Origin of the sequence: Nonomuraea sp. KM90, assembly GCF_052246675.1 — a bacterium.
Taxonomy (GTDB): Bacteria; Actinomycetota; Actinomycetes; order Streptosporangiales; family Streptosporangiaceae; genus Nonomuraea.
The window spans coordinates 230,538-248,936 of sequence record NZ_JBQQCB010000002.1; the positions used below are offsets into that span (position 1 = coordinate 230,538).

Annotated in this window: 25 protein-coding genes and 1 riboswitch; of the genes, 11 read left to right on the top strand and 14 right to left on the bottom strand. The window is 70.9% G+C overall.

All coding sequences use genetic code 11. The features are described 5' to 3' along the window. Positions 1–34 precede the first annotated feature (34 nt). Both ACTWPW_RS03585 and ACTWPW_RS03590 read right to left on the bottom strand, forming a co-directional pair. Positions 35–1,252: a sensor histidine kinase gene (locus tag ACTWPW_RS03585; protein WP_443167933.1), complete on the bottom strand. Its 1,218-nt coding sequence runs from the start codon at positions 1,250–1,252 to the stop codon at positions 35–37. After that, on the bottom strand, positions 1,249–1,905 hold the full coding sequence (locus tag ACTWPW_RS03590) for a response regulator transcription factor (RefSeq protein ID WP_375111254.1): 657 nt from the start codon (positions 1,903–1,905) through the stop codon (positions 1,249–1,251). Before ACTWPW_RS03590 ends, ACTWPW_RS03585 begins: the two co-directional genes overlap by 4 nt. 163 nt (positions 1,906–2,068) lie before the next feature. Between ACTWPW_RS03590 and ACTWPW_RS03595 the strand changes: the two genes are divergently transcribed. Genes ACTWPW_RS03595 through ACTWPW_RS03610 form a run of 4 tightly spaced genes read left to right on the top strand, consistent with a single transcriptional unit; the run spans position 2,069 to position 5,686 of the window. After that, a complete protein-coding gene (locus tag ACTWPW_RS03595; RefSeq protein ID WP_375111253.1) occupies positions 2,069–2,599 on the top strand; it encodes a hypothetical protein in 531 nt (176 codons plus the stop codon). Continuing rightward, positions 2,599–3,744, top strand: a complete 1,146-nt coding sequence (locus ACTWPW_RS03600; protein WP_443167934.1) for an efflux RND transporter periplasmic adaptor subunit — start codon at positions 2,599–2,601, stop codon at positions 3,742–3,744. The genes ACTWPW_RS03595 and ACTWPW_RS03600 overlap by 1 nt, the downstream gene beginning before the upstream one ends. Further along, a complete protein-coding gene (locus tag ACTWPW_RS03605; protein WP_375111251.1) occupies positions 3,741–4,466 on the top strand; it encodes an ABC transporter ATP-binding protein in 726 nt (241 codons plus the stop codon). Before ACTWPW_RS03600 ends, ACTWPW_RS03605 begins: the two co-directional genes overlap by 4 nt. After that, positions 4,466–5,686: an ABC transporter permease gene (locus ACTWPW_RS03610; protein ID WP_375111250.1), complete on the top strand. Its 1,221-nt coding sequence runs from the start codon at positions 4,466–4,468 to the stop codon at positions 5,684–5,686. Before ACTWPW_RS03605 ends, ACTWPW_RS03610 begins: the two co-directional genes overlap by 1 nt. Positions 5,687–5,699: 13 nt before the next feature. On the opposite strand, the gene ACTWPW_RS03615 is transcribed toward ACTWPW_RS03610, so the two are convergent. After that, positions 5,700–6,140 carry a hypothetical protein gene (locus ACTWPW_RS03615; protein WP_443167935.1) on the bottom strand — a complete coding sequence of 147 codons (441 nt, stop codon included), beginning with the start codon at positions 6,138–6,140 and terminating at the stop codon, positions 5,700–5,702. A 155-nt stretch (positions 6,141–6,295) separates the two neighbouring features. Between ACTWPW_RS03615 and ACTWPW_RS03620 the strand changes: the two genes are divergently transcribed. Continuing rightward, the gene (locus tag ACTWPW_RS03620) at positions 6,296–6,622 is read left to right on the top strand and encodes an STAS domain-containing protein (protein WP_375111248.1); all 327 of its coding nucleotides are present in this window, start codon (positions 6,296–6,298) and stop codon (positions 6,620–6,622) included. Here ACTWPW_RS03620 and ACTWPW_RS03625 read toward each other — a convergent pair. Next, positions 6,616–7,260 carry a TetR/AcrR family transcriptional regulator gene (locus ACTWPW_RS03625; RefSeq protein ID WP_443167936.1) on the bottom strand — a complete coding sequence of 215 codons (645 nt, stop codon included), beginning with the start codon at positions 7,258–7,260 and terminating at the stop codon, positions 6,616–6,618. The two genes, ACTWPW_RS03620 and ACTWPW_RS03625, sit on opposite strands and share 7 nt — an antisense overlap. A gap of 60 nt (positions 7,261–7,320) precedes the next feature. On the opposite strand from ACTWPW_RS03625, the gene ACTWPW_RS03630 reads away from it, so the two are divergent. After that, positions 7,321–7,611, top strand: a complete 291-nt coding sequence (locus ACTWPW_RS03630; RefSeq protein ID WP_375111246.1) for a hypothetical protein — start codon at positions 7,321–7,323, stop codon at positions 7,609–7,611. A 28-nt stretch (positions 7,612–7,639) separates the two neighbouring features. Here the strand turns inward: ACTWPW_RS03630 and ACTWPW_RS03635 are convergent, their stop codons facing one another. From ACTWPW_RS03635 to ACTWPW_RS03650, 4 genes are all read right to left on the bottom strand, one after another. Then, a complete protein-coding gene (locus ACTWPW_RS03635; protein ID WP_364115389.1) occupies positions 7,640–8,152 on the bottom strand; it encodes a VOC family protein in 513 nt (170 codons plus the stop codon). Then, entirely contained in the window at positions 8,149–8,727 is a 579-nt protein-coding gene (locus tag ACTWPW_RS03640; protein WP_375111245.1) for a DUF421 domain-containing protein, read from the bottom strand. Before ACTWPW_RS03640 ends, ACTWPW_RS03635 begins: the two co-directional genes overlap by 4 nt. Beyond that, positions 8,724–9,707 carry a rod shape-determining protein gene (locus tag ACTWPW_RS03645; protein WP_443167937.1) on the bottom strand — a complete coding sequence of 328 codons (984 nt, stop codon included), beginning with the start codon at positions 9,705–9,707 and terminating at the stop codon, positions 8,724–8,726. The genes ACTWPW_RS03640 and ACTWPW_RS03645 overlap by 4 nt, the downstream gene beginning before the upstream one ends. 72 nt (positions 9,708–9,779) lie before the next feature. After that, positions 9,780–10,274, bottom strand: coding sequence for a PadR family transcriptional regulator (locus ACTWPW_RS03650; protein ID WP_375111243.1), 495 nt, complete (start codon positions 10,272–10,274; stop codon positions 9,780–9,782). A gap of 56 nt (positions 10,275–10,330) precedes the next feature. Between ACTWPW_RS03650 and ACTWPW_RS03655 the strand changes: the two genes are divergently transcribed. From ACTWPW_RS03655 to ACTWPW_RS03670, 4 genes are all read left to right on the top strand, one after another. After that, positions 10,331–11,782, top strand: coding sequence for an MDR family MFS transporter (locus ACTWPW_RS03655; protein ID WP_443167938.1), 1,452 nt, complete (start codon positions 10,331–10,333; stop codon positions 11,780–11,782). A gap of 48 nt (positions 11,783–11,830) precedes the next feature. Continuing rightward, the gene (locus tag ACTWPW_RS03660) at positions 11,831–12,031 is read left to right on the top strand and encodes a DUF5302 domain-containing protein (RefSeq protein ID WP_364115399.1); all 201 of its coding nucleotides are present in this window, start codon (positions 11,831–11,833) and stop codon (positions 12,029–12,031) included. 161 nt (positions 12,032–12,192) lie between these two features. After that, a riboswitch (cyclic di-AMP (ydaO/yuaA leader) is annotated at positions 12,193–12,327 on the top strand. Between the two features lie 185 nt (positions 12,328–12,512). Beyond that, positions 12,513–13,124 (top strand): hypothetical protein, encoded by a 612-nt coding sequence (locus ACTWPW_RS03665; RefSeq protein ID WP_443167939.1) that lies wholly within the window; start codon positions 12,513–12,515, stop codon positions 13,122–13,124. Between the two features lie 37 nt (positions 13,125–13,161). Continuing rightward, on the top strand, positions 13,162–14,007 hold the full coding sequence (locus ACTWPW_RS03670; protein WP_364115403.1) for an alpha/beta fold hydrolase: 846 nt from the start codon (positions 13,162–13,164) through the stop codon (positions 14,005–14,007). Positions 14,008–14,058: 51 nt separating this feature from the next. On the opposite strand, the gene ACTWPW_RS03675 is transcribed toward ACTWPW_RS03670, so the two are convergent. From ACTWPW_RS03675 to ACTWPW_RS03695, 5 genes are all read right to left on the bottom strand, one after another. Continuing rightward, a complete protein-coding gene (locus tag ACTWPW_RS03675) occupies positions 14,059–14,430 on the bottom strand; it encodes a hypothetical protein (RefSeq protein WP_375111239.1) in 372 nt (123 codons plus the stop codon). Between the two features lie 29 nt (positions 14,431–14,459). Beyond that, positions 14,460–14,834 (bottom strand): roadblock/LC7 domain-containing protein, encoded by a 375-nt coding sequence (locus ACTWPW_RS03680; protein ID WP_375111238.1) that lies wholly within the window; start codon positions 14,832–14,834, stop codon positions 14,460–14,462. Between the two features lie 29 nt (positions 14,835–14,863). Beyond that, positions 14,864–15,673, bottom strand: a complete 810-nt coding sequence (locus tag ACTWPW_RS03685; RefSeq protein WP_375111237.1) for a hypothetical protein — start codon at positions 15,671–15,673, stop codon at positions 14,864–14,866. A gap of 3 nt (positions 15,674–15,676) precedes the next feature. Further along, the gene (locus ACTWPW_RS03690; RefSeq protein WP_443167940.1) at positions 15,677–16,051 is read right to left on the bottom strand and encodes a roadblock/LC7 domain-containing protein; all 375 of its coding nucleotides are present in this window, start codon (positions 16,049–16,051) and stop codon (positions 15,677–15,679) included. 137 nt (positions 16,052–16,188) lie between these two features. Beyond that, the gene (locus ACTWPW_RS03695) at positions 16,189–16,539 is read right to left on the bottom strand and encodes a winged helix-turn-helix transcriptional regulator (protein ID WP_375111235.1); all 351 of its coding nucleotides are present in this window, start codon (positions 16,537–16,539) and stop codon (positions 16,189–16,191) included. Positions 16,540–16,593: 54 nt separating this feature from the next. Between ACTWPW_RS03695 and ACTWPW_RS03700 the strand changes: the two genes are divergently transcribed. Then, positions 16,594–17,196, top strand: a complete 603-nt coding sequence (locus ACTWPW_RS03700; RefSeq protein ID WP_364115420.1) for an NAD(P)-dependent oxidoreductase — start codon at positions 16,594–16,596, stop codon at positions 17,194–17,196. Here ACTWPW_RS03700 and ACTWPW_RS03705 read toward each other — a convergent pair. Further along, positions 17,190–18,398: a DUF4032 domain-containing protein gene (locus ACTWPW_RS03705; RefSeq protein ID WP_375111234.1), complete on the bottom strand. Its 1,209-nt coding sequence runs from the start codon at positions 18,396–18,398 to the stop codon at positions 17,190–17,192. The two genes, ACTWPW_RS03700 and ACTWPW_RS03705, sit on opposite strands and share 7 nt — an antisense overlap. Position 18,399 lies beyond the last annotated feature (1 nt).

An 18,399-nucleotide genomic window follows, 5' to 3' on the forward strand; every position in this document is an offset into this window, starting at 1 on the left:
CACGACACCCGCGCGGGCTGATCGGGAACGGCGGTCAGTAGTCCCGGGCGCGGGGCAGGGCGACGGCGACGATGAGCCCGCCGCCCTCCCGGGGCCGTGCCCGGACGTCCCCGCCGTGCGCCATCGCCACCGACCGCACGATCGACAGCCCCAGCCCGGCGCTCGTCCCCGTCACCGTGCGGTCGGACGCCTGCCGGTGGAACGGCTTGAACAGCAGCGGGATGTCGTACGGCGGCACGGCCGGCCCGGTGTTGCTGACCTCCACCTCGACCTTCCCCCCGGACACGGTACGGCTCACGACCCGCACCCACCCGCTGCCGTCGTCCACGTTGTACCGGATGCCGTTCTCCACCAGGTTGTGCACGAGCCGTTCGAGCAGCAGCGCGTCCCCCGTGGTCGGGGCGGGCGCGGTGACCTCGTAGACCGTGACCTTGGCGTCGGAGGCGTCCCCGGCGATCTGCGCGGCCACGTGCGTCACCACGTCGGCCAGGTCCACCGGCGACCGGTCCGCGATCTCCTGCTCGGACCTGGCCAGCAGCAGCAGGCCGCTGATGAGGCGCTCGTGGCGGGTGTTGATCTCCAGCAGGCTCTCGCCCAGCTCCTTGACGTCGGCCGAGGCGGTACGCCGGTGCATGGCCAGCTCGACCAGCGCCCGGTTCAGCGTCAGCGGCGTACGCAGCTCGTGCGAGGCGTTGGCCACGAACCGGCGCTGCCCGTCGAAGGAGTGGTCGAGCCGCTCCACCATGGTGTCGAACGTGTCGGCCAGGTCCTTGACCTCGTCCGCCGGCCCGTCCAGCGCGATCCGCTCGGACAGGCCGCGCTCGGCCATGGGGGCGGCGGCGATCCGGCGCGCGGTGTCGGTGACCAGGTTGAGCGGGGCCAGCACCCGGCCCGCCACCACCCAGCCCAGCGCCACGGCCCCGCCACCGACCACGACGAGCGCGATGGCTCCCTGGGCGAGCAGAGAGGTGATGGCGGCGCTGCGCAGCTCCAGCTCCTGCTGCCGCATCCACTCGACGGCGGCGTCGCCGTACACCGTGACGCCGTCCTTCATCAGGAAGAGTTGCTTGGTCCGGCCGGGCTCGGGCTTGAACCGGTCCTCGAAGGTCTGGTTGAGCTGCTGGTTGAACAGGAGATACGTGACGGCGAGCAAGGTCAGGCCGGCGAGGAAGAACAGGGCGCCGTACACGAAGGTGAGCCGGACCCGCAGTGTGGGCCGCACCCCGCGTGGCAACGGCGGCAGCAGGTTCATGCGATCCGGTACCCCACTCCCGCCACGGTCTCCACGACCGGCGGGTCAGCGAGCTTGCGGCGCAGCTTGAGTATGGTGAGCCGGACCGCGCCCGTGAACGGGTCCGCGTGCTCGTCCCACGCCTTCTCCAGGAGCTGCTCGGCCGAGACGACGTTGCCGTCGGCCCGCATCAGCTCGGTCAGCACCGCGAACTCCTTCTTCGACAGCGGCACGAACCGGCCGTTCCGGAAGACCTCCCTGCGCGCCGGGTCGAGCGTGATCCCGGCCCGCCGCAGCACGGGCGGTACGGCCGGCCGCGAGCGCCGGCCCAGCGCCAGGACGCGGGCGGCCAGCTCGGGGAAGGCGAACGGCTTCGGCAGGTAGTCGTCGGCCCCCAGGGACAACCCGGTGATCCGGTCGTCGAGCTGGGCGGCGGCGGTGAGCATCAGCACCCGCGCGTCGCAGTCGGAGGCCACCATCTCCCGGCAGACCTCGTCGCCGTGCACGCGCGGCAGGTCGCGATCCAGCACGACCACGTCGTAGTCGTTCACCGCGATGCGTTCCAGCGCGGCCGCGCCGTCGTGCGCCAGGTCGACCGCGTGGGTCTCCTCCCGCAGCCACTCGGCAATCGCGTCGGCGAGCATCGGCTCGTCCTCAACCACCAGCACCCGCATGACTTACCTCAGGCCCTTCTATCCGCTTACAGAGCCGAGTGTGACCTAGGGGGCATTTGCTGCAAATAAGCCGCCGACGGAAACGCTGAGGAAACAGCGGGCCCTATTGCATCTCCCCTCGACGACGTTCATCAGACGGTTCGTACGACGGAGGAGATCTTTCATGCGAGGACGAATCCTCAGTGCCCTGGTCACAGCGCCGTTCGCGCTCACCCTGGCCCTGACCGGCTGCGGCTCGGACGCCGGGGGCGGAACAGGGGTGGCCTCGGTCAGCGGAGGGACCGGCACCCAGGCCGCGGCCAGCGCCAAGCCGAGCGAGGACCCGCAGGCCAAGGGGCTCAAGTTCGCCCAGTGCATGCGCGAGAACGGGATCGATGTGCCGGACCCCGACTCGAGCGGCAAATTCATGATGAAGTTCGACAAGAACACCCCGCAGGAGAAGGTCCAGGCGGCCCAGGAGGCGTGCAAGCAGTACGCCCCCAGCGGCACGCGCCAGGGCGGCGGCGACCCGAAGATGGCCGAGAACCTGCGCAAGCTCGCCCAGTGCATGCGCGACAACGGCGTCGAGAGCTACCCCGACCCCGAGGGCGGCATGATGCGCATCACCCCCGAGGTCGGCGAGGACCCCGACTTCAAGTCGGCGCAGGAGAAGTGCCAGAAGGAGTCCGCTGAGGCCGGTATGGGAGGTTCTTGATGGGCCCAGTGAAGGACGGGACCACCCTCGACGGGCGGGCCGAGCCGGAGACGGCGCCGTCCCGGCCGCGACGCCGGCGCGGCCGGGGGAAACTGGTGGCCGGGCTCCTCGTCGTGGTGGCCGCCGCGGGAGGCGGGTTCGTCGCGGTGAACAGCACGGGCATGCTGGACGGGGGCGCCGGCCCGACCCGGTCGGCCAGCGCCGTCCCCCCGGCCACCACCACGGTGAACAGGCAGACCCTCAACGAAACCACGGACGCCGACGGGGAGCTCGGCTACGGCCCGGTGACCACGGCCGTGAGCCGGCAGCCGGGCACGATCACCTGGCTGCCCGAGAGCGGCGCGACCATCAGCCGCGGGAAGTCGCTGTACCGCGTGGACAACAAGCCGGTCACGCTCATGTACGGCGACACACCCGCCTACCGCGACCTCAAGAACGGCTTGGAGGGCAAGGACGTCGAGAACCTGGAGCGCAACCTCAGCAAGCTCGGCTACGACGGCTTCACGGTCGACGACGAGTTCACCTGGGACACGGCCGAGGCCGTCATGGAATGGCAGGACGACCGCGGCCTGGACGAGACCGGCGTGGTGGAGCTGGGCCGGGTCGTCTTCGCCCCGAACAAGGTGCGCGTGGAGAGCCTCGACAGCGAGGAGGGCCAGCCGGCGCAACCCGGCCAGAAGGTCCTGACCTACACGGGCACGAACAAGGTCATCACGGTGCAGCTCGATGCCGAGGACCAGCGGATGGCCAAGAAGGGCGCCAAGGTCGAGGTCACGCTGCCGGGCGGCAAGAGCGTCGATGGCAAGATCACCGAGGTGGCCACGGTCATCGTCCCGGGCGAGAGCCAGAACGCCGAGCCGGAGACGCGGGTGGAGGCACTGGTCTCGATCGGGAACGCCAAGTCCGCCCGCGGGCTCGACAAGGCCTCGGTGGACGTGACGTTCACCGCCTCGCAGCGCAAGAACGTCCTGACCGTGCCGGTCGCGGCGCTCGTGGCGCTGCAGGAGGGCGGGTACGGCCTGGAGGTCGTCGAAGGCGGCACCTCCCGGTACATCGCGGTGGAGACCGGGATGTTCGCCGGGGGCCGGGTCGAGGTCTCCGGGGGCGGGCTCACCGAGGGCATGACCGTGGGGATACCGAAATGACGTACCCCATGATCGCCCTGACGGACGTGTCCAGGACGTACCCGGGCGGGGTGGCGGCGCTGAAGTCGGTGTCGCTGCGGATCGACCACGGCGAGCTCATCGCCATCGTCGGCCCGTCCGGGTCGGGGAAGTCGACCATGCTCAACGTGGTCGGCACCCTCGACCGGCCGTCGTCCGGATCGATCCACATCGACGGGTACGACGTCTCGAAGCTGTCCGACAACCAGCTCTCGGCGCTGCGGGCGACCACGATCGGGTTCGTCTTCCAGTCCTTCCACCTGGCCGCGAAGGTCCCCGCGCTGGACAACGTGGCCGACGGCCTCGTCTACACCGGCCTGAGCAGGGCCGAGCGGCGCCGCCGCGCGGCCGCGGCGCTCAAGCGGGTGGGGCTGGAGCACCGCCTGGACCACGAGCCGCACGAGCTGTCCGGCGGCGAGCGGCAGCGCGTGGCCATCGCCCGGGCGGTCGCGGGCGACCCGCCGCTGCTCCTGGCCGACGAGCCCACCGGCGCCCTGGACTCGGTCTCGGGCAACGGGGTGATGGAGCTGCTGCACGAGCTGAACGCGAGCGGCACCACCATCGTGATCATCACGCACGACCGGGAGATCGCCGCCAGCCTGCCCAGGCAGGTACGGATGCGCGACGGCGAGATCATCTCCGACTCCGCCGACGGCTCCCGCGGGGAGCCCTGGCCCGAACCCATGGAATCCGGGGTGGCGTGATGGCGGTCATCGAGGTGCCGCGGCCGAAGCTGGCGCCGGCCAGGATGCGGCCGCGCGACGTGATGCGGGTCGGCGCGGTCGGCCTGCGTACGCGCCCGCTGCGGGCGTTCCTGTCCGCGCTGGGCATCGCCATCGGCATCGCGGCCATGGTCGGCGTGGTCGGGCTCTCGTCCTCCTCGGGCGCCGAGCTCGACCGCCAGCTCTCCGCGCTGGGCACGAACCTGCTCACGGTGTCGTCGGGCACCACGCTCATGGGCGAGGCCGCCCAGATGCCGGTGGACGCGGAGGCGATGATCGAGCGGATCGGCCCGGTCGAGTCGGTCTCGTCGATCGGGAAGGTCGCCGAGGCCAAGGTGTACCGCTCGGAGCAGATCCCCGAGGCCCAGACCGGCGGCATCAACACCTACGCCGCCCGCCTCGACCTGCCCGCCACGGTGGGCGCGACCCTGCGCAGCGGGACGTGGCTCAACGCGGCCACCGAACGTTTCCCGGCCGCCGTGCTCGGCTGGGCCGCCGCCCAGCGGCTCGGCATCGGGTCGGCCGGCCCGGACACCCAGATCGTCGTCGGCGGCATCCGCTTCACGGTCGTGGGCATCCTGGAGCCCGTGGCGCTGGCCACGGACCTGGACAGCGGCGTCATGGTCGGCTGGCCGGTGGCGGAGAAGGAGCTCGACTTCGACGGGCACCCGACCACGCTCTACACCCGGTCGGACGAGGCCCAGCTGGAGGCGGTACGCCAGGTGCTGGCCGGCACGGCCAACCCGGAGGCGCCGAACGAGGTGGACATCTCCCGCCCGTCCGACGCGCTGGCCGCCAAGCAGGCGACCAGCCAGGCGTTCGCCAACCTGCTCCTGGGCGTGGGCGCGGTGGCCCTGCTCGTGGGCGGGGTCGGTGTGGCCAACACGATGGTCATCTCGGTCCTGGAGCGCCGCGCGGAGATCGGCCTGCGCCGCTCGCTGGGTGCGACCCGGGGCCAGATCCGCACGCAGTTCCTGGCGGAGTCGCTGCTGCTGTCCGCGATGGGCGGCCTCGGCGGCATCCTGCTCGGGACGGGGGTCACGATGGGGTACGCGTTCTACAGCGGGTGGCCCTCGGTCGTGCCCGCGTGGGCCACGATCGGCGGCCTGGCCGCGACCCTGGGCATCGGCGCCGTGGCCGGCCTCTACCCGGCCATCCGCGCCTCGCGCCTGTCCCCGACGGAGGCGCTGTCCACCCCGTAGGGAGGACGCGCGCCTACCCGGGCGCGTAGCAGATCGTCCTACCCACGACCTGGACCCCGGGCTCGTCCCCCGAGAGCACCGTCAGCTCGAACGTCACCCGCGTCCGCGGATTGCGCAACACCGCCACGGCCTGGGCCTCGTCCCGCAGGTCCAGGTCGTCGACGACCTTGTGGTAACCCAGGGCCTGCAACCGCTCCAGCAGCCCGGCCGTGGCGTCCACGAGGTCGCTCTCCGCCCGGAAGAAGTGCCGTGCCCGTCCCTGCCCGCACGCGTCGTCCGTCACCGACTCCACCGCCGACAGGTGCAGCTCCGCGGCGCTGAGCAGGCTGGTGGCGTCGGTGTCGAGCTGCCGGGCGGCCTCTTCGAGGGTGGGCGGCTCGGCCGCCGCCGCGCAGGCCGTCACCGCCACGACACAGAAGAGCACCGCGGAAAAGGCGTGACGGCGGGCGCGCACGACCGGACCTTATCGAAGATCTCCACCGGCTAACGGGCAAATCACACAAAAGGCACAAACGTGTGCGGCGCGTGGCCGCGGCGGGCCTCAGCATAAAGCCGTCTTTTGCGGGCAGATCATGACGGTGTACGGCAGGCGCCCCCAACCGGAGCCGGATGACCTTCGAAACTGACGACAAGGCACGCGTCACCCTCGTTGCGCACCCGTTCGGCCTGCGTATCACCGGCGAGATCGACCGCGGCAACCGCCACCTGCTCGGCGACGCCCTCGACTGGGCGATCAACGCGGGCAGCAACGACATCCGGCTCGACCTGTCCGGCCTGACGTTCATCGACGTGGCGGGGATGCGCCTGATCGTCGCCGCTGCCGCGCGATTATCCTCGGAGCGGGAGATCGTCCTCGACCCGGTCTCGCGCACGGTGCGCCGCGTGCTCGAGGTGACCGGCTGGGCGGACGCGCCGGGCCTGCGGGTGGGTCACTGATCCCCCGGCTCGGTGAGGAGCTGGACGGCCAGCGTCCGATACACCCACTCCTCATACCGCTCGGGTGACCAGCCCCGTTCCGCCACCAGCAGCAGGAAGAGCTCGGGGCTGAGCAGTGCGAACAGCACGTCGGCCGCCACCTCCACCGGCACGTCCGGCCGCGCGCCCGGCTTGGCCATCAGCGAGGCGGCCGTGGTGCTCTGCACGACGTGGCGCGGATCGGTGCCCAGCGGCCAGAGCGCCGCCACCTCGGGGTCCATCGCCACCGCCGTGTCCAGCACCTTGATGATCGGCGCCACCCGCTCGAGCACCGGCCGCGTGCCGCGCACGTGGGCCCGCAGGTGCGCCCCGGCGTCCCCGGTCGCCATGGCCGCCTGGAACCAGGGCCGGTCCATGGTCGCCACCGGCTCGTCGTCACCCGCGACGGTGACGTCCACCAACTCCTTCAGCAGCGTGCGCTTGTTGCCGAAGACGAAGTAGATGGTCTGCACGGCGACGCCCGCCAGCTCCGCGATGTCCTGCAGATTCGTGGTGCCGTAGCCGTCGCGGACGAACAGCTCCCCGGCCGCCTTCAGGATCCGCGCCCGGGTCTCGCGGGCCTTCTGGGTGCGCTTGCTGACCCTCTTGACATCGCTCATAGCTAGAGTTTAACTCTAGTCATCGTTACTAGATGCCAACTCTAGAGATGGAGTCCAGTCATGGCCTACCTCCGCATCATGAGCTACACCGCCGACCCCTCCGACGCCGAGCTGCTCCTCGCCAGGCGCGCCGCGCTCATCGCCGCGGTCCGCGCCAAGCTCCCCGGTCTCATCGAGACCAGGATGGTCAGGGTCGACGACCGAACGTGGACCGACTCCTGGCGCTGGGAGTCGAAGGCCACCTTGGAGGCCGCCGTCGCGGCCGCGCACTCCATGCCGGAGACCGAGCCGGCGTTCGCGCTGGTCAAGGACATCACCAGCCAGGAGGGCGAGATCGTCGACGAGCGATGAGCCGGGGCGGCCCTGGGAGCGCGCCTCCCTAGGGCCGCCATCGGCGCAGGTCCGTGTCCTTCTCGTACGGCTGCGCGTCCGGATAGGTCAGCAGCTCCACCGTCCCGCCCCAGGGCGTCCGGCAGTAGGCGAACCGGTTGCGCTCGCCCGCCTCCGGCCCCGGCAGCGGCACCGGCTCGGACAGCTCGGTCCCGCCCGCCTCGGTGACCAGCCGCAGCGCGGCCTCCAGGTCGTCCACGTACAGGGCGACGTGCTGCCAGCCCAGGTCGCACGGCACCACCGCGTCGGCCTGCCGCGGCCCGCTGAACTCGAACAGCTCGATCCCGGGCCCGTTCGGCAGGCGCAACATGCGCACCGCGACCTCGACGGTTCCCTGGGGCACGCCGAGCCGCCGCTCGGTCGCCCATCCGCCCTTGGGTCCCTGCTCCCGGGGAAGGGTGTCGTAGAGCACCTCGGCCCCGAAGGCGCGGGCGAAGAACTTCGTCGCCGCGTCGAGGTCGGGCACGGTCACCCCGACGTGGTCGATGCCGCGGACGGTCATGGACTGCCTCCTGTTCTGGACAGCGCGTCGAGCTTGCGTTCGATGCGGTCGAGCCGGGTGTGCAGCTCCTGGACGTCGCCGCGCTCGGCGGTCTCCTCCTCGGGGCGCAGCCGGACGAGGACGGCGCCGCCCGGCTCCAGGCGTACCAGGCTCGTGTCGGCCACGGTCGTACCGCCTCTGAGCTGGATCGTCACGTCCAGGTCGGCCTGCCGCACGCCGAGCCGCCGCAGCGCCGAGGTCAGGTAGCGCCCGTCGCGGGCCAGCACCACCGGGTTGCCCTCGACGAGCCTGCCGACCATGGGCACCGCCGCGGCGAACCGCACCACCACCGCGTTGACCGCCATCAGGATCACCACCCCGGCCAGGCCGCCGGCCAGGGAGTTGTCGGGTCCGATGATCGCGTTCTGCACGACGTTGCTCATCAGCAGCATGACGACGAAGTCGAAGTTGTTGAGCTGCGCGATGCCGCGCTTGCCGCCGATCCGCAGCAGCGCCGCCACGGTCAGGTAGACGGCGACGGTCCTGATGGCCTTGTCGGCGAGTGAGACCCCGGTGTGGAAGAGGTCGTCCGTCATGTACGGCCGCCCCGGAACCTCCCGATCAGTCCCAGCTCGTCCACGCACCTGCCCAGCCCGAGCGCCACGCACTCCAGCGGGCGCTCCGCCCGGTGCACCGGCATGCACAGCGCCTCGCGCAGCCGCCGGCCCAGCCCGCGCAGCAGCGCCCCGCCGCCGACCAGTACCGCGCCGCGAACCCCGAGGTCGGCGGCCAGCTCGGCCGGGCACCGCTCGACGGTCTCCTCCGCCGCCCGCGCGATGGACTCGATCGGCTGCGCGGTGACCTCGAAGATCCGCTGGACGGGCAGCGCCAGGTCGCGCTCCCGGCCGGTGTCCGGATCGCGGGCCCGCACCACGACCTCCGCCTCCCCGCCGCCCGCGCGCCGCTTGGCCGACTCGGCCTCGGCGTCGTCGAGCTGCAGCCCGTGCTCACGCTCGACGTAGCGGGCGATGGCCCTGCTCACGGCCCGCCCCCCGTACGGGACGGAGCCGGCTGCCACCACGGACTCGCCGGACAGCACCGCGATCCGGGCGGAGTCCCGCCCGATGTCGATCACCATGTGGCCGGTGCAGTCCGTGAGCGACAGGCCCGCGCCGAGCGCCGCCGCCAGCGCGTGCGGGATCAGCCGCACGGTCCTGGCGTCGGCCTCGTACGCCACGTCGCGCAGCGCGGCCCGGTCGATCGGGGTGGAGTCGCCGGGCAGCGCCAGGACCAGGCGCGGCCGGGCGTACGGGTGCCAGTGCACCTTGCGCAGGAAATGGCGGATCATGCGCCGGGCGAGCTCGGCGTCGGCCGGGAGCCCACCGCTGACCGGCCAGCACGTCCGGCCGCCGGCGCCCAGGGCGGCGGCTTCCGCGCCGTACCCGATGACCTTGCCGGTGCGGCCGTCGCACATGACGGCGGAGGGCTCGTCGAGCACGATGCCCTTGCGCTTGGCGTAGATGCGCGTGCTCGCGGCCCCCAGATCTATCGCCAGGTCACGACCGAGGAGACTCATCGCGGGATCTATTTCCTGGGTCGCTCCAACACAACACCAGGAACAGAGCCAGTCCCCTTTACCGTTGGCCGGTCAGCGCCGCCTGAGGTCGGCCACGGTCTCGTCGGCCCACTGGATGACGGTCCTGGCCTGGGCCAGGCCCAGGTCGAGCGCGTACCGGCCGAACTCGCCCGCCGGCTTGCAGCCGAGCACCGCCAGCCGCTTCTGGTAGCGGGCCTTGATCCGCTCGACCACCTCGACCGCCCGGTCCCGCTCCATCAGCGGCAGCAGGAACGCCATGAGCGCGACCTCGCTGCGGGGTGTCACCGACGGCGTGTGCTCGCCCATCCACTCGTCCAGCTCCCGCGCCCCCTCCGGGGTGATCGCGTAGATCTTGCGCCCCCGGGCGCCCTCCGACTCGACCTGTACGAGCCCGTCGGCCGCCATCTTCACCAGCTCCGGATAGATCTGCGTGTGCCCGGCCTGCCAGACGTGGTTGAGCGAGTGCTCGAACTTCTTGGCCAGGTCGTAGCCGCTCGCGGGGCCGACGGCAGAGAGCAACCCGAGCAGTGCGATCCGTAGGGACATGAGGGCCAGCATATCGAAGCCTTGACATGTCAGAAGTTACATGTAAGTTCTCACATGTGAAAATTGACACTAAGGCGCGGGGCAATGGGCTGGTGCTCCTGGCCGTGCTCGGCGGGATGTTCCTGGCGATGCTGGACCAGACGATCGTGGGCACGGCGCTGCCCCGCATCACGGCGGAGCTGGGCGGCAGCGGGCTCTACACCTGGGTGGTGACCGCCTATCTGCTCACCTCCACGGTGACCGTGCCGCTCTACGGCAGGCTGTCCGACCAGCACGGCAGGAAGCCGCTGCTGCTCATCGGCATGGTGGTGTTCGTGCTGGGCTCGGCGCTGTGCGGGGTGGCTCAGGACATGGTGCAGCTCATCGTGTTCCGCGCGGTGCAGGGGCTCGGCGCGGGCGCGCTGCTGCCGCTGTCGATCGCGTTGATGATGGAGATGTTCCCGCCGGGGTCGAACGGCGCCCGGGCGCAGGGGGCGATCGGCGGGGTGATGGGGCTGACGTTCCTGGCGGGGCCGTTCCTGGGCGGGTTGTTCACCGACCACGCGAGCTGGCGCTGGGCCTTCTACGTGAACGTGCCCCTCGGGGCCGTGCTGATCGCCATCGTCGCGCTGCGCCTGCCGAGGCGGCCCGGAACGGGCGGCGGGCGCCCCGACTACGCGGGCATCGCCGTCTTCACCGTGGCCATCAGTGCGCTGCTGCTGGGGCTGACCGAGAAGGGCCTGGACGGCCACACGTGGACGGACGCCGCCGTGGCCGGGCCGATCCTGCTCGCGCTGGTGCTGCTGGCGGTGTTCGTGGCCGTCGAGCGGCGGGCGGCGAGCCCGATCATGCCCATGGGCCTGTTCGCCAACCGCACGTACACGCTGGTGAACCTGACCTCGTTCTGCACCGCGTTCTGCATGTACGCCGGGGTCGTCTTCCTGCCGCGCTATTTCCAGGAGGCGCTGGGCGTCAGCGCCACCGAGTCGGGGCTGCGGATCTACCCGATGACGCTGGCCATGGTGGCGGGCAGCGTGCTGATGGGCACGCTGATGTCCAGGACCAGGGTGTACAAGCCGTGGCTGGTCGCCTCGCCGTTCCTGCTGGTCACCGGCGCGGTGCTGTGCCTCGGCCTGACGCCGGCCACCGGCGGCCTGGCGCTGGCGCTGTGGATGTTGCCGCTGGGGCTGGGGATGGGCCCGATGCTGTCCGGGCTGACGGTGGCGGCACAGCAGTCGGTCGAGCCGCGGCACCTCGGCGTGGCCTCGGCCAACCTGACCTTCTTCCGGCAGATCGGCGGCTCGGTGGCGCTGGCCGTCGGCGGCACCCTCTACACCGCGGAGGTCGCCGCGAGCGCGCCCGCGCACGGGATGGCCGCCGCGCACGCCTCCGCGGCGGCCGTGGTCATCCCGTCGCTGGGAGTGGTGGGGGCGATGATCGCCCTGGTGGCGCTGGTGGCCATGCCGAACAAGCGGCTGGAGGCGCCGTCCGTGCCGCAACACAAGGTTGAGGCCGGTTTCGCGTCATAAGCGGCTCCATGCGAAGCTGTGATTGTCCCCAACACCATGGAGGTCCTCATGGCGGATACACCGGAGCCGGAAGTCAGCGAAACTCCCGAGGACGAGATGAAGCGCAAGTTCCGCGAGGCGCTGGAGCGCAAGCGCGACCAGGCCGCGGGCTCAGGCGCCGGTGGCAGGGGCGTCGACCCATCGAAGATCCACGGGGCGCACGGTCCGGCTACGAGTAAGAGATCGTTCAGGCGCAAGAGCGGCGGCTGAGGCTGGATTTCTCAGGGGGTACGGCATGCCGTGCCCCCTTTCTCTTTACCTTCGAAGGTAGATCTTCGACTCTTTCATACGATTCGTTTGCGTTTGTCCGAATCGGTAGTTAGAGTAATCGCCATTACCAGCCGGTGACCTAGTCCTTACCCAAGATGGACCACCGGTTGGCGCCGAATCCCGAACCATCGGGAACCGGGGAACCACCTCACTGGGGTGAATCCGGCCGCGTGCCGGTAGGGCATCTCCACGCCCGAACCCGTCAGCTAACCCGGTAGGCGTGATGGAGAGGAAACATTACCCCATGCACCACCGCGTCGTACCCCCAGACAGCGCCGTGCCGGCCGCCCACTGAGCGGTCCCCTTCCTCAAGGCTCGTATTTTGCGCTCCGCGCAGCATCGTCAGGTGCTCTAGCTCCGCTGCGCGTGCTCCCCCTGTGAGCGCAACTCCCTGTCCCCTCGCGAAGGGTTTCACTTTTTCATGTCTGCTCGATTTGGCCTGCGTTCCTTCACCCTCCTCACCACCTCCGCCATCGCAGCGCTGACCATCGTCGGCACTCCCGCCCACGCCGACACCGACACAGACGAGAAGGTCCTGCTCAAGGGCTCCACCACGGCGTCGTACTTCTGGGACGACTCCTCCGGCCGCGCCGGCGACACCGGCCTGCCCGCCAGTGGCAAGCCCATGCAGAAGGGGCTGGCCGCCAGCCCGAGCTGGCCGCTGCTGACCGAGGGCTACGTGGTCTACAAGGGCAAGAAGATGCCCTTCTTCGTGGGTGACCGCGGCCCCGGCGCTCCCTCCAACCGCGGCATCATGCTCGACCTCGACGCCAAGACGTTCGCCGAGCTGACCGGCGGCGAGTTCAACTCCGACACCCTGGGAGTGGACGGCGTCGGCGGCCAGGGGCACATCGAGGTCGACTACGTCATCACCAAGTGGGGCGACGGCGTGGGCAAGAAGAACTACCCGGTCGCGTTCTCGACCGGCGCCTGGGCCGAGCGTGACCGTAACCCGGCCACCCCGCCGCAGGTGGAGGAGTCCTCGTCGCAGGGCGGCGTGCTCCTCTCGGGCCCCGTTCCCGCCGAGCACTGACTTTACGCGGGCTGACCAGAATGTCATTCTGGTCGTCGTGACCACGCGCGTAGCCGCAAACGGCATCGAAATCGCCTACGAGAGCTTCGGCTCACCGTCGGGACGTCCCCTGCTCCTCATCATGGGGCTCGGCGCCCAGCTCATTCAATGGGACGAAGGGCTCTGCGAGCTGCTCGCGGAGCAGGGACATCACGTCGTACGGTTCGACAACCGCGACGTCGGCCTGTCGACGCACTTCCACGACCTGGGGGTGCCCGCGATGGGCACGCCCTCGCCGTACCTGCTGGACGACCTGGCCGACGACACCGCGGGCCTCATGGACGCCCTCGGCTGGCCGGCCGCCCACGTGGTGGGAGCCTCGATGGGCGGGATGATCGCCCAGACGCTGGCCATCCGGCATCCGGCGCGGGTGCTGACCCTGACCTCGATCATGTCCACGCCCGGCCCCTCCGTCGCCCCGCCCACGGAGGCCGCGTCCGCGGTGCTGATGGGCCGGCCGGCCGCCGACCGCGAGGCGGTGCTGGCGCAGGCCGTGCAGACCTGGTCCGTCATCGGCTCGCCCGGCTACGAGCTGGACCGGGAGAGGATCGCCGCGATGGCCGGGCTGGCCTACGACCGCTGCTTCGACCCGGCCGGCACGGCCCGGCAACTGGCCGCCATCATGGGGTCGGGGGACCGTACGGAGCTGCTGGCCTCGGTGGCGGTGCCCGCGCTGGTGCTGCACGGGGAGGCCGACCCGCTGGTCCCGGTGGCCGGCGGTCGCGCGACGGCGGCGGCCATCCCGGGGGCGCGGCTGGTGACGTACCCGGGGATGGGGCACGACCTGCCGCGCGCGCTCTGGCCCGACTTCGTCACCGAGATCACCAAGCTGACCTCCGCCTGACGCTCGCCGGTGGCCCGCCCCCCGCCGGGGAGCGGGCCACCATGAGGGCGGTCAGACCTCCAGCTTCCCCTCGATGCCCTTGAGCTGGTGCCGGGCCAGCGCCAGGTTGGCGCGCCCGCGGTCGAGCGCCAGGTAGAGGAACAGCCCCTTGCCGCCGCGCCCGGTGATCGGGCGGATGATGTGGTACTGCCCGCTCAGCGTGATCAGGATGTCCTCGATAGCGTCCTTGAGGCCCAGCGAGTCCATCGTGCGGAGTTTGGCCTTGACCACCTCCGTGTTGCCCGCCGCGGCGACCTGGAGATCCAGGTCCTTGGAGCCGCCGAGCGTGCCCAGCGCCATGCCGCTGCCGTGATCGACGATCGCGGCTCCGATCGAGCCGTCGATCTGCATCATCTCCTTGAGAGAGACGTCCATGCCGGCCATGCTTCCTCCTCCTTCTCAGCGGGGCTGGATCAGTGCTTCCGTGCTGCGACGGCGGCCACTCCGGCGGCCGTCTTCCTGCCCTCCAGCCGAAGCAGCCCGACGTTCGCGCCGGGTCCGGCCAGGACCGTGAGGACGATGGTGGGGCCGGCGGCGTAGAAGGCCACGAATCCGGCGGAGCCGGAGACGAGCGTCTCCTCGAACGCCCCCTGGCCGGTCATGCTCAGCATCCGCCTGCTCATCGCGACCAGCGCCGCCGACAGCGCCGCCGCCTGCTCGCCCGTCTTCCCTTCGAGGTCGCAGGCGATCGGCAGGCCGTCCACCGTGCAGGCGACGCTCCCGTTCACGTCCGGGGTGCGCTCACGCAGGAGCGCCATCTCCTCCAGAACCTCTTGTCGTAGCTCCACCGGTGGCCTCCTCCTGAGTGAGGGGAACCTCACGACAGTTCCTCCAGCGCCTTCTTCAGCCGCATCAGCAGTGCCAGGTCGGTCGGGTTCCCGGTCACGGGCGGTCCCAGCGGCAGGGCCGCGGCCTTGGGGTCGTGCGGCGGGTGCTCCGCGGCCGGTTGCCGCCCGCGCTTGGGCAGTCCGGGAGCGGGGGCCGGGTCCGGCTCGGCGAGCAGGCCCGAGGCCGCCAGCCGCCGGACGGCCAGCAGCACCGGGTACGCCGGCCGCCCGATCTGCTTGGCCAGCTCCAGGGGCGTCGCCTTGTGGTCGGCCCGGACGAGGACCTCCCACTGGACCCGGCTCAGCGTCACCGCGTGCCCCGGCAGCCGCCCCAGCGGCCGCACCGGGAGGGTGTCCACGTCGGCGGACGGCCAGGCCTGGGCGAGCTGCGCCCGCCGGCGCGCGCACTCCCGCACCAGCCCCGGCACGTCGAAGAACCACTGCCCGCCCAGCCAGTGCCGTTCCCCGGGGCGGAACTTAGGCCGCGACCCGCTGATCGGCAGCAGGAAGAAGGCCGCGTCGAGGACCCCTCCGAGCACCGCGTACTGCAGTTCGCCCGCCGTGACCGGCCCCTCGGCGAGCAGCCGCTCGCAGCCGCCGTCGGCCTGCAGCCCGCGCAGCGCCGCCTCCGTCGTCAGCCCCCTGGCGGCGAGCAGCCGCTCGACGCTGGGGGCCTGGGCGCACTCCATGTACGTCACGCGCCCGTCCGCGAGGAAGATCGTGCCGTTCCTGCCGACCCGGAGCGCGCCCGTGGAGCGCTCGCGGGCGAGCCCGGCCAGGAGTGTGTCGAGCCGCGTCATGGGTCACGTCGTCAGGAGGCCGGAGATGGACCGCAGGCGGTGCCTGGCCAGGGCCAGGTTGGATCGCTCCAGGTCAAGGCGGACGTACAGAACGAGAGGGCCCTCGAACACCGTCTCCATCATCCGGAGCAGGTGGTGGCCCTTGTCCGTGGTGACGAGCATGTCGTCGATGCGTACGACCTCGCCCGGGCACGAGCGGGCCAGGCCGTCGGTGGTGGCGCGCAGGGCCTCGGTCAGCGCGGCGGCCGACCGGTCGGCGTCCACACCTGGCGCGCTGCTGAAGGCCACCGCCATACCGCTCGTGTGGTCCACCAGCATGGCGTCCAGCGCCCCCGGTATGGACATGACCTCTGCCAGGCAGGTGTCGATTCCGAGCACGTGACCTCCCTCGCCGTCTTGGGACGGGGACAGCGTAGGGGGGTGGGATCACACCGGAGAGGCCGCCGAACGCGGGCGTTGAGCTTTTATACGGCTACGAAGTAGAAAAACAACACCGTTGCGCATAACTGTACGATTTATGAATACTTTTCGCGGCAACGAAGAATCTCGTTCACGTTCTGCTCCGCCCACGTGGCCACCACGGAGATCGGGTCGTGCAGCGACCGGCCCAGGTCCGTCAGCGTGTACTCCACCCGCGGCGGCACCTCCGCGAACACCTCCCGGGTCAGGAGCCCGTCCTGCTCCATGGCGCGCAGCGTCTGGGTCAGCACCTTGGGCGTGACCCCGCCGATCCGCGCCCTGAGCTGGGTGAAGCGCATCGGCCCGGCGATGAGGCAGAGCAGCACCAGGACCGACCATTTGTCGCCGATCCGATCGAGAACCACCCTGGTCGGACAGTTCGGGTCGAAGACATCACCGGTATCCATAAGGTACTTATAGCACGATGAAGTAACCAGTATCCGATGGATACTCTTGGCGACATGAAGATCCTTCTCTTTGGCGCGACAGGCATGATCGGGCAGCGCATCGCCGCCGAACTCGCCTCCCGCGGCCACGAGGTGACCGGCGTCAGCCGCAGGGGCCCCGTCAAGGGCGACGTCGGTGACGCCGCCACGCTCGCCGAGGGCCATGACGCCGTCATCTCCGCCATCGCCCCGCCGCGCGACGGCACCGAGCCGGAGGCCCCCTTCCTCGCCGCCAACCGCGCGCTCATCGACGGCGTGCGCGCCTCCGGCGTGCGCAGGCTGATCGTCGTGGGCGGGGCCGGCAGCCTGCAGGTGGCCCCCGGCCAGGACCTGGTCGACACGCCCGGCTTCCCGGAGATCTACAAGAAGGAGTCCCTCGCCGGGCGGGCGGCGCTGCGGCTCTACCAGGAGGTCGAGGACCTCGACTGGACGTTCGTCTCGCCGGCGGCGGAGATCGCGCCGGGGGAGCGGACGGGCAGCTACCGGCTCGGCGGCGACACGCTGATGAGCGACCCCGAGGGGCGCAGTTTCATCACCGCCGAGGACTACGCGGTCGCGATCGCGGACGAGGTGGAGCGCAACGCCCATCCGCGCCGGCGCATCTCCGTGGCTTACTGAACGGGCTCGTCGGGCAGGAGCGCCCGCTCGTCGGGCTTGTGCACCAGCACGTTGTTCACGTACGACTTCACCGCCGTGGTCAGCCCGACGTCGGCGCCCTCCTGCTCCGACAGGTACCAGCGGTGGTCGAGGATCTCGTGGAAGAGCTGCGCGGGCTCCAGCTTCCCGCGCAGGTCCGCGGGGATGGCCTCGACCGTCGGCTGGAACACCTCCGCCAGCCACCGGTGCGCCACTATGGCCTCGTCCTCGTGCCGCAGCCCCTTGGCCACCCGGAACCCGTCGAGGTCGTTGAGCAGCCGCCGCGCCTGGTTCTCCTCCACGTCGAGACCGGTCAGCCGGAGCAGGCGCCGCTGGTGGTGCCCGGAGTCCACGACCTTGGGCCGTACGATCAGCCGCCCGGTGCCGACCTTGCGCCGCACCATCATCTCGGCCACGTCGAAGCCCAGCAGGTTCAGCCGCCTGATGCGCTGCTCCACGCGGTGCCAGTCGACCTCCTCGATGATCTCGCTCTCGTTGATCTCGTTCCACAGGCGGTGGTAGCGGGCCACGACGTCCTCGGCGGTCTCCATGGGGTCGATCGACGGGTGCAGCAGCCCGCCGGCCTCCAGGTCGAGCATCTCGCCGAAGATGTTCGTGTGCGCGGTGTCGATGTCGCCCAGCCGCTGCCCCTCGCTGATCATCGGGTGCATCTCACCGGTCTCGGCGTCCACCAGGTACGCCGCGAACGCCCCCGCATCGCGGCGGAACAACGTGTTGGACAGCGAGCAGTCACCCCAGTAGAAGCCGTTCAGGTGCAGCCGCACCAGCAGCACGGCCAGCGCGTCCAGCAGCCGGGTGAGCGTGTCGGGGCGCAGGGTGCCCGACATGACCGCGCGGTAGGGGAGTGAGAACTGCAGGTGCCGGGTGATCAGCGCCGCGTCGAGCCCGTCCTCGCGGCCGGTGACGTACGCGACCGGCTCCACGGCGGGCGCGTCCAGCCTGGCCAGGTCCCACAGGAGCTGATACTCCCGCTTGGCGTAGCGCTCGCTGATCTCCTTGATCGCGTACACCTTCCCGGACAGCCGGGCGAAGCGCACGACGTGCCGCGAGATGCCCCGCGGCAGGTCCACCAGATGGTGCTGGGGCCAGTCTTGAAGGGGGACCTCCCAGGGGAGGCGGATCAGGTCAGGGTCGCCTAGCGCGCCAGTGATCTGCAGGGGCATT